This is a genomic window from Wolinella succinogenes DSM 1740, assembly GCF_000196135.1.
Taxonomy (GTDB): Bacteria; Campylobacterota; Campylobacteria; order Campylobacterales; family Helicobacteraceae; genus Wolinella; species Wolinella succinogenes.
In genome coordinates this window covers 2,103,142-2,110,355 of record NC_005090.1, presented here as the reverse complement: position 1 = coordinate 2,110,355, position 7,214 = coordinate 2,103,142, and the positions used below count along the sequence as shown (strand labels likewise).

Annotated in this window: 9 protein-coding genes; 3 read left to right on the top strand and 6 right to left on the bottom strand. The window is 48.7% G+C overall.

The genetic code is table 11. From position 1 onward, the window contains the following. Window positions 1-128: 128 nt before the first annotated feature. The 3 genes from ruvC (at window position 129) to WS_RS10785 (ending at window position 1,725) form a co-directional block, all read left to right on the top strand. The gene (gene ruvC / locus WS_RS10500) at window positions 129-617 is read left to right on the top strand and encodes a crossover junction endodeoxyribonuclease RuvC (RefSeq protein WP_011139999.1); all 489 of its coding nucleotides are present in this window, start codon (window positions 129-131) and stop codon (window positions 615-617) included. Next, a complete protein-coding gene (gene thyX, locus WS_RS10495; protein WP_011139998.1) occupies window positions 614-1,228 on the top strand; it encodes an FAD-dependent thymidylate synthase in 615 nt (204 codons plus the stop codon). The genes ruvC and thyX overlap by 4 nt, the downstream gene beginning before the upstream one ends. Before the next feature lie 62 nt (window positions 1,229-1,290). Beyond that, on the top strand, window positions 1,291-1,725 hold the full coding sequence (locus WS_RS10785) for a CopD family copper resistance protein (RefSeq protein ID WP_011139997.1): 435 nt from the start codon (window positions 1,291-1,293) through the stop codon (window positions 1,723-1,725). Between the two features lie 48 nt (window positions 1,726-1,773). On the opposite strand, the gene WS_RS10485 is transcribed toward WS_RS10785, so the two are convergent. From WS_RS10485 to dapA, 6 genes are all read right to left on the bottom strand, one after another. Then, window positions 1,774-3,198: a Do family serine endopeptidase gene (locus WS_RS10485; RefSeq protein ID WP_011139996.1), complete on the bottom strand. Its 1,425-nt coding sequence runs from the start codon at window positions 3,196-3,198 to the stop codon at window positions 1,774-1,776. Window positions 3,199-3,272: 74 nt separating this feature from the next. After that, window positions 3,273-3,944, bottom strand: a complete 672-nt coding sequence (locus WS_RS10480; protein ID WP_011139995.1) for a YggS family pyridoxal phosphate-dependent enzyme — start codon at window positions 3,942-3,944, stop codon at window positions 3,273-3,275. After that, complete coding sequence (gene rseP, locus WS_RS10475; RefSeq protein ID WP_011139994.1) at window positions 3,941-5,005, bottom strand: RIP metalloprotease RseP; 1,065 nt, start codon at window positions 5,003-5,005, stop codon at window positions 3,941-3,943. Before rseP ends, WS_RS10480 begins: the two co-directional genes overlap by 4 nt. A gap of 11 nt (window positions 5,006-5,016) precedes the next feature. After that, window positions 5,017-5,559, bottom strand: coding sequence for a CDP-diacylglycerol--glycerol-3-phosphate 3-phosphatidyltransferase (gene pgsA / locus WS_RS10470; protein ID WP_011139993.1), 543 nt, complete (start codon window positions 5,557-5,559; stop codon window positions 5,017-5,019). Next, window positions 5,556-6,326, bottom strand: coding sequence for an enoyl-ACP reductase (locus tag WS_RS10465; RefSeq protein WP_011139992.1), 771 nt, complete (start codon window positions 6,324-6,326; stop codon window positions 5,556-5,558). Before WS_RS10465 ends, pgsA begins: the two co-directional genes overlap by 4 nt. After that, on the bottom strand, window positions 6,323-7,210 hold the full coding sequence (dapA, locus tag WS_RS10460) for a 4-hydroxy-tetrahydrodipicolinate synthase (RefSeq protein ID WP_011139991.1): 888 nt from the start codon (window positions 7,208-7,210) through the stop codon (window positions 6,323-6,325). The genes WS_RS10465 and dapA overlap by 4 nt, the downstream gene beginning before the upstream one ends. Window positions 7,211-7,214: the final 4 nt, after the last annotated feature.

The window sequence follows — 7,214 nt, the reverse complement described above, 5'->3', positions numbered from 1 at the left end:
TTTTTTACCTTGAAAAAGTTTTTCACACTGTGAATAAGTCCGTGAATAATAACGAACTTCCCGCTAGGAATCCATTAAAATCCGAAATTTTTTATAAGTTTCACGATGTGAAAAAGGTGTGACAAACTGTGAATATTTTAGGAATCGACCCCGGAAGTCGAAATTGCGGTTACGCGATCTTGCACCATGATCCAAAAAAAGGAAATCGCCTCGTTGAGGCGGGACTCATCAAAATCAAAGAGCGCACTTTGCAACACCAGATTTTGGAATTTGTGGAGGGAATCGACCTCGTGCTGAAAAATCATTCGATTGATGAAGTCGCCATTGAAGATATTTTTTATGCTTACAATCCAAAAACTGTTATCAAACTCGCTCAATTTCGTGGCGCTTTGAGTCTCAAAATTTTGCAAGATTTGGGGAATTTTTATGAATACACTCCCTTACAAGTGAAAAAGGCTCTCACAGGTCATGGCAAGGCCGACAAGAGCCAAGTCGCTTTCATGGTGAAGCGTCTTTTAGGGCTTAAGGGAGAGATCAAACCTTTAGATATCACCGATGCCATCGCCGTGGCCATCACGCACTCTCAACGAATCAAACTAGGAGGAATCCCCACATGACCGTCACCTTGATGCAACACACCTCACTCACCATCTGCGCTCACGCCATTCGCACCTGCTGGCAAAGCTTTGAGAAGAGTGATGGAGGAGGAGAAAAAGATAGAGAGCTGATTGATCGAGTGGGAAATAAAAACAAACACGCCAGCACGCTAGAGCATCTCGTCTACACCTTTTACATCCAAGGAATCTCTCGCGCTTGCCTCCAAGAGCTTGCACGCCATCGAATCGCCTCTTTATCGGTGAAGAGCTCTCGCTACACGCTTAAAGAGCTCAAAGCCGAAGAGGAGTTTAAAGAGGGAGATTGGGAGAGAGCAAAGCGCTATCTTGTCGAAACAGAGAGTGAGGCGGTCAATCTCGCTTCCTTAAAAGCACTAGAGAATCTCCGTCAAGTTCTTCTTTTGGGCATAAGCAATGATATGGCTAAATATTGTCTCCCTGAGAGTTATAAAACAGAGCTCACTTGGACGATTAACGCTAGAGCACTCCAGAATTTTCTCACGCTCCGCTCTTCAAAGAGCGCGCTTTGGGAAATTAGAAAATTGGCTAAAACTCTCCATGAAGCACTTCCAAAGGAGCATCGCTACCTCTTTTGTCTGAATCAAGAGGGGTGATTGATAAGAATCAATGTCAAAAGATAGGGGAATCTCTATAATCCAAATAAAAAGGAGTTCCCATGGGAAACCTCGATATTTGGCTTCTAACCCTCCATCTCTTTAGTGCGACCCTCTTTATTGGGACGGTCTTTTTTTGGACATTCATTATCGACTGGGTGAGAAATCGCTATCCCCAGATCGATTTAGACGAGGCAGAGACTCTTTTTTCGAGGCGCTTGCGTCCGATCATGAGCGTGAATGTGACGATTCTTCTCCTAAGCGGTCTTGGGCTTTTCTATCATCGCCATGCGGCTTTGAAGGATTTTGATACTTTTTATGCCTATGGATTGAGCCTTAAAGCCCTTCTAGGAATCATCGCCATCGCCGCCTTTTTCTTTATGCCTCTTCTCATGAGACTCTTTAAAAACAAGATGAGGGCGCATGACATCGCTCACTACCTTCTCTTTGGAATCATGATTTTGATTGTGATTTTGGCTAAAGCGCTCTATTGGTGAGAATCCTAGAGTTTTTCTAGGATTCTCTAAAAGGGATTTTGTAGAGGGTTATTTTACAACCACGCTGAAGATGGTTCCGCCACGGCTCACAAGGAGTCGCTTGGCTTTACCTTTGTGTTGTTTCATCGCTTCGTTGAAAGAGGCAATGTCTTTGATGGGATAGTTCTCAATCTGAAGGATGATATCTCCCTCGCTAAAGCCGATCTCCTCGGCATAACTTCCTGCCTGCACGCCAATGACTAGCACGCCACTCGTATCAATGGCAAGTCTATAGCGCTGTCGTATACGATCATCAATCGCGCTTAGCATCAGCCCATCAATCGCACTGTTGCTCACCCCAGCACCACTTGTTTTGGCATTGCTTGGGGCTTCGATGAGCTTGAGAGTGGCGGTGGATTCTTTTTTGTCCCGGATGTAGGTCACCTTGACCTTATCATTGGGAGAGTAAGATCCGATGATATTTTTTAAATCGGCGGCATTTTTCACGGGCTTTTCATCGATTTTAGTGATTAAATCCCACACCTTTAGACCCGCTTTGGCGGCTGGAGAGCTTGATTCGGTGGAGATGATGACTGCCCCCTCTTTGTCCCCATAGAGATCGCGCAAATCTTGGGTGACATCTTGGATAGAGACTCCCATATAGCCTCGCTCAATCACTCCTTTGTCAATGAGGGTGATGGCGATTTTTTTGGCCATGTCCGAGGGGATAGCAAAGCCTACGCCATGATTCCCTCCCGTGCGAGAAAGGATGGCCGTGTTGATTCCCACCAGTGCCCCTCGGCTATCCACCAGTGCCCCTCCAGAGTTTCCGGGGTTGATGGAGGCATCGGTTTGGATGAAGTTTTCATAGTCGTTGATTCCAATTCCGCTCTTATTGAGGGCTGAAACGATTCCCTGTGTCACCGTTTCGCCCACGCCAAAGGGATTTCCAATCGCAAATACCACATCGCCCACGCGCAAATCATTGCTAGAGCCAAAAATGACAAAGGGGAAATCTTTGCCTTCGATTTTAATGACCGCTAGATCGCTCCTTGGGTCTTTGCCAATCACTTTGGCCTCATACTCTTTACTGTTATCAGGCAGGGAGACGATCACTTTATCCGCCCCATCGATCACATGGTTGTTGGTGAGGATGTAGCCATCCTTGGAGATGATGACCCCACTACCCAAGGAGCGTTCGATTCGATCTTTGGGGATGACCTGCCCAAACATATCACCAAAAAACTGTTTGAAGAAGGGGTCATTGAAGAGGGGGTGTGAGGGGTCGATTCCTGAGGCGCCTTTGACTTTTTTTTGAGTGGAGATATTCACAACACCGCGTTTAGCGTCTTTGATGGAATCATAGTAGGAGTAGACCACGCCGCTCGATACATCGGGAGCTACACGCCGCTCGATTGCAGGGGCTTCGCTCACGCTAAAGGCTAGAGCATAGGTCATGAAGAGGGAGCCTAAACAGAAGAGTCTGAGATTCATCGATTTCCTCCTAAGATGGGTGATTCTTTAGATGAAACTATAATCCTTGAGGGTAAATCAAGAGTAAACGCTCTCTAGGCCTTAAAGAGCGTGGAACCTAGCCGCACGAGGTTGCTCCCACAGGCAATGGCCAGCTCAAAATCCCCACTCATGCCCATAGAGAGAATCTCTGCGCCATGGGGCTTTAGCTGCTCAAAAATCACCTGAGTGGTCTCAAAGCTTTTCTGGATGATGGCTCTATCCTCCACATGGGCTCCAATCGTCATCACTCCTTGGAGCTTGATTTGGGGGAACTCCTCTAGAATCTTATGATAAGTCTCTACCGCCTTTTGGGGCTCTACGCCGCTTTTGCTCTCCTCCTTGGCGCTGTTGATTTGGAGAAGGGCGGGAAGGGTTTGATTCCTTGATTCTAGGCGTTTGTGAAGCTCTTTGGCGAGTTCTAGGGAGTGGAGTGAGTGCATGAGGGCGGGTTTGAGCGAGAGAAGGGCGTTGATTTTGTTGCTCTGAAGGGTGCCAATGAAGTGCCACTCAAGGGGTAAATCGCCCAAAAGCTCTGATTTTTGTGCCAAATCTTGGACACGATTCTCTCCAAAGGCTCGCTGCCCGCACTCATAGAGCGTCTGAATCGCATCGCTGCTAGAGTATTTGCTCACGGCTACGATTTTAACAATATGGTGGCGACTGTAGGCGATTCGAGCCTGTTCAATCCGTTTGATCGCTTGATCGAGATTTTGGGCGAGATTCATGGCATCACTCCTTGGGCGATTTTAGAGAGATCGTTGTAGAGACCAAGTCCCATTAAACCCGCCAATATGACCCACCCAGCGATCGTGAGATTGGTGAATACGGCGAGGCTTGGAGCCTTTTTGGTCACCATCTCATAGAGGTTGAAGAGGATATGACCTCCATCTAGGGCGGGAATGGGGAGGAGGTTTAAGATTCCTAGGTTGACGGAGATGAGGGCGGTGAGGGCAAAAAGGGTGATGATTCCTGATTCGCTTGCCTTGGAGGTGATCTGCACGATAGAGATCACTCCGCCCACCTCACTGCTGGGCACCACCCCGCTGAGGAGTTTCTGGATTCCTAAAACGATCATCTGGCTGGAGCGGATCGTCTCATTCAAGGCTTTGGGTAGCGATTCAAAAAGCGAGTAGGAGACGATTCTCACCTCTCCAAGAGCGCTCACTCCAATCATGGGGCGAAGGATAGTCTCTCCAAAGATATTTTTGGATTCTCTTAAGGTGGGAAGAAGCATGAGGCTTCTCTCTTGACCTCCTCGCAAAAACTCCACCTCGATCTCTCCTTGGCTTTTGGAGATGAGCTCGCTCATCTCGCCCCATGTGCGGACTTTTTGTCCATCGATTCGGATGATCTCATCACCTGAGCGCATCCCTGCTTTAGCGGCACTCAGGCTGGGATCGGGCTCATTGATAATGGGGGCAAGCGCTTGGGAACCAAGAAGGGCGATGGCAACATAGAGCAAGAAGGCGAGAAAGAGGTTGGCTAGCGGTCCAGCGGCAAGGATGATGAGTCTCTGCCATGGTTTTTTGGCGTTGTAGCTATCTTGATCGTGGCTAAGGAGAGAGGGATTGGCATCATCTTGTCCCTTCATCTTTACATAGCCCCCTAGCGGAATCGCGCTTAGTGCGTATTCGGTGTCGCCATAGACCTTTTTGTAGATTTTGTGACCAAAGCCGATGCTAAAAACTTCGACCTTCACCCCAAACCATCGTGCCGCAAGGAAGTGGCCTAGCTCATGAAAGAAGATGAGAAAAGAGAGAACTAAGAGGGAGACAAGAAAGCCCATGTGATTCCTTTTTAGGCCTTGGAAGATTCCATGTAGGCTTTGGTGTAGTCATATCCCGAATAGAGGGTGATGAGAGTGGCAAGCCAAAGCAGAATCTCTCCGGGGAAGTAATCCATCAGCAAGAAAGCGACCGCGGTGATTTGAAGCCCTGTCTTCCATTTGCCAAGGGAGCTCGCTGCAACATTCATCCCTTGGCTTGCGGCCACCACGCGAAGCCCTGTGATGAAAAACTCTCTAGAGAGGATGAGGAAGACCGCCCAAGGGTTGGCGCGCTCCCATACTAAAAGACCGACAAATCCCGCTAGCATCAACATTTTGTCCGCCAAAGGGTCAAAAACTTCTCCAAAGGTGGAGGTGATTTGATGCTCTCTAGCGATGAATCCATCAAAAAAATCGGTGATGCTGGCGATGAGAAAAAGCACGCAAGCGGTGTAGTTGATCCATGTCGGATGAATAGGGGGAGGGAAGAGAATCCCGCCATAAAGAATCACGACAAGGAGCAAAAAGGAGAAGACGATTCGAGAGAGGGTGAGGAGGTTTGGAGCCAGTCTCACTTGAAGCTCGTTCCCCCATCAATGATGATGGTCTGTCCTGTGAGCCAAGGGCTAGCACTCTCATCGCAGAGGAAGAGGCACGCACCCACAAGATCTTGAGGCTGCCCCATGCGACCCACGGCGGATTGTTTCTCCACGATCGCTTTGATCTCTTCGTAATCAGGAAACGCTTTGAGTGCATCGGTGTCGATAGGTCCGCCACTCACGCAGTTGACGCGAATTCCCCACTCACCAAGATCGCTAGCCGCATATTTGACCATGGTTTCGACCGCGTTTTTGGAGCTTCCATGGCCCGCGTAATTGGGAGTATAGACAAGATTTCCTGTGGAGCTAAGCGAGATGATGCTGCCTCCACCGCTCTCCTTCATTCGCTTGGCCGCCTCTTGGGCTCCCACGACAAAGGCGAGCACAGTGGCGGTGTAGATGTTGTTAAGACCCTTGGGCTTGAGTCTCATGAAGGGGGCAAATCCCCCCACGACAGAGCGACCTGAGATGATGGCGTTGCTGATGAAAAAATCGACTCGATCAAAATCCGTATCGATCTTGGTAAACAGCTCTTTGTATTGCTCAGGCTCTAGGATATCCAGCGGATAGCAGCGGGCTTTGATTCCATAGCTCTCTTCTAGCTCCTTGGCGATCTTTTGTGCTTCTTCGGCATTTTTATTGTAAGTGAAGGCGCAATTGACCCCTTTTTGAGCAAATCCATAGAGAATTGCCTTGCCAATACCACGAGTGGCTCCACTGATGACTAGAGTTTTTCCTTTCACGCTTTCACCTCATAATCTTTTAAAGTTTCTTCAATCATTCTCATATTTTCTTGGCTGGGGGACACTAGAGGGAGACGATACTCTAGGGTCGGGGTGAGCCCCGCTAAATACATGGCCGCCTTGATGGGAATGGGGTTGCTCTCCACAAAGAGGGCTTTATTGATTTTGTAGAGCGAGTTATTGATGCGGCGACTCTCATCTAGCTCCCCTTGGAGCGCTTTATGAACGAGCGCAGAGATTTTATCAGGGAGAAGATTCCCTATCACGGAGATGACGCCTACGCCGTGATTGGCAAGGACGGGGTAGTTGATCGCATCTTCGCCGCTAAGAATGGCAAAGTCGGGAATCTTGGTATTAAGCTCGACAATCCTCTCCATCGAGCCTGAGGCTTCCTTGATTCCGTAGATATTTTTGACTTCATTAAAGAGTCGTTGAATGGTGCAGGTCTCTAGATTGACCCCCGTGCGTCCAGGGACATTGTAGAGCATGAGGGGAATTCCAACGGATTCAGCGACCGCCTTGTAGTGCTGGAAAAGCCCCTCTTGACTGGGTTTGTTGTAATAGGGTGTGACACACAAAATCCCATCAGCCCCCATCTTCTCGGCAAATTTGGCCAAATCAATTGCCTCTAGTGTGGAGTTGCTTCCTGCACCCGCGAGAACTTTGATGCCTGTGCCTTGGCAGACCTTCACGGCAATCTCAATGCACTCTTTGTGCTCTGAGTGCGAGAGAGTGGCTGATTCGCCTGTGGTTCCCACAGGAACGAGAGCATCCATGCCATGGCGGATCTGTCGCTGTATTAATTTTTCGTAGGTTTCAGTGTCCAGTCGCCCATTTCTAAAGGGCGTGATTAGGGCGCTCATCGCACCCGTTACAGTATTCATGAAG

Bases quoted from the DNA above. Each gene is read 5' to 3' on its own strand.
- thyX (WP_011139998.1), top strand. From the start codon at position 614: ATGACCGTCACCTTGATGCAACACACCTCACTCACCATCTGCGCTCAC.
- WS_RS10785 (WP_011139997.1), top strand. From the start codon at position 1,291: ATGGGAAACCTCGATATTTGGCTTCTAACCCTCCATCTCTTTAGTGCG.
- WS_RS10485 (WP_011139996.1), bottom strand. From the start codon at position 3,198: ATGAATCTCAGACTCTTCTGTTTAGGCTCCCTCTTCATGACCTATGCT.
- WS_RS10480 (WP_011139995.1), bottom strand. From the start codon at position 3,944: ATGAATCTCGCCCAAAATCTCGATCAAGCGATCAAACGGATTGAACAG.
- rseP (WP_011139994.1), bottom strand. From the start codon at position 5,005: ATGGGCTTTCTTGTCTCCCTCTTAGTTCTCTCTTTTCTCATCTTCTTT.
- dapA (WP_011139991.1), bottom strand. From the start codon at position 7,210: ATGAATACTGTAACGGGTGCGATGAGCGCCCTAATCACGCCCTTTAGA.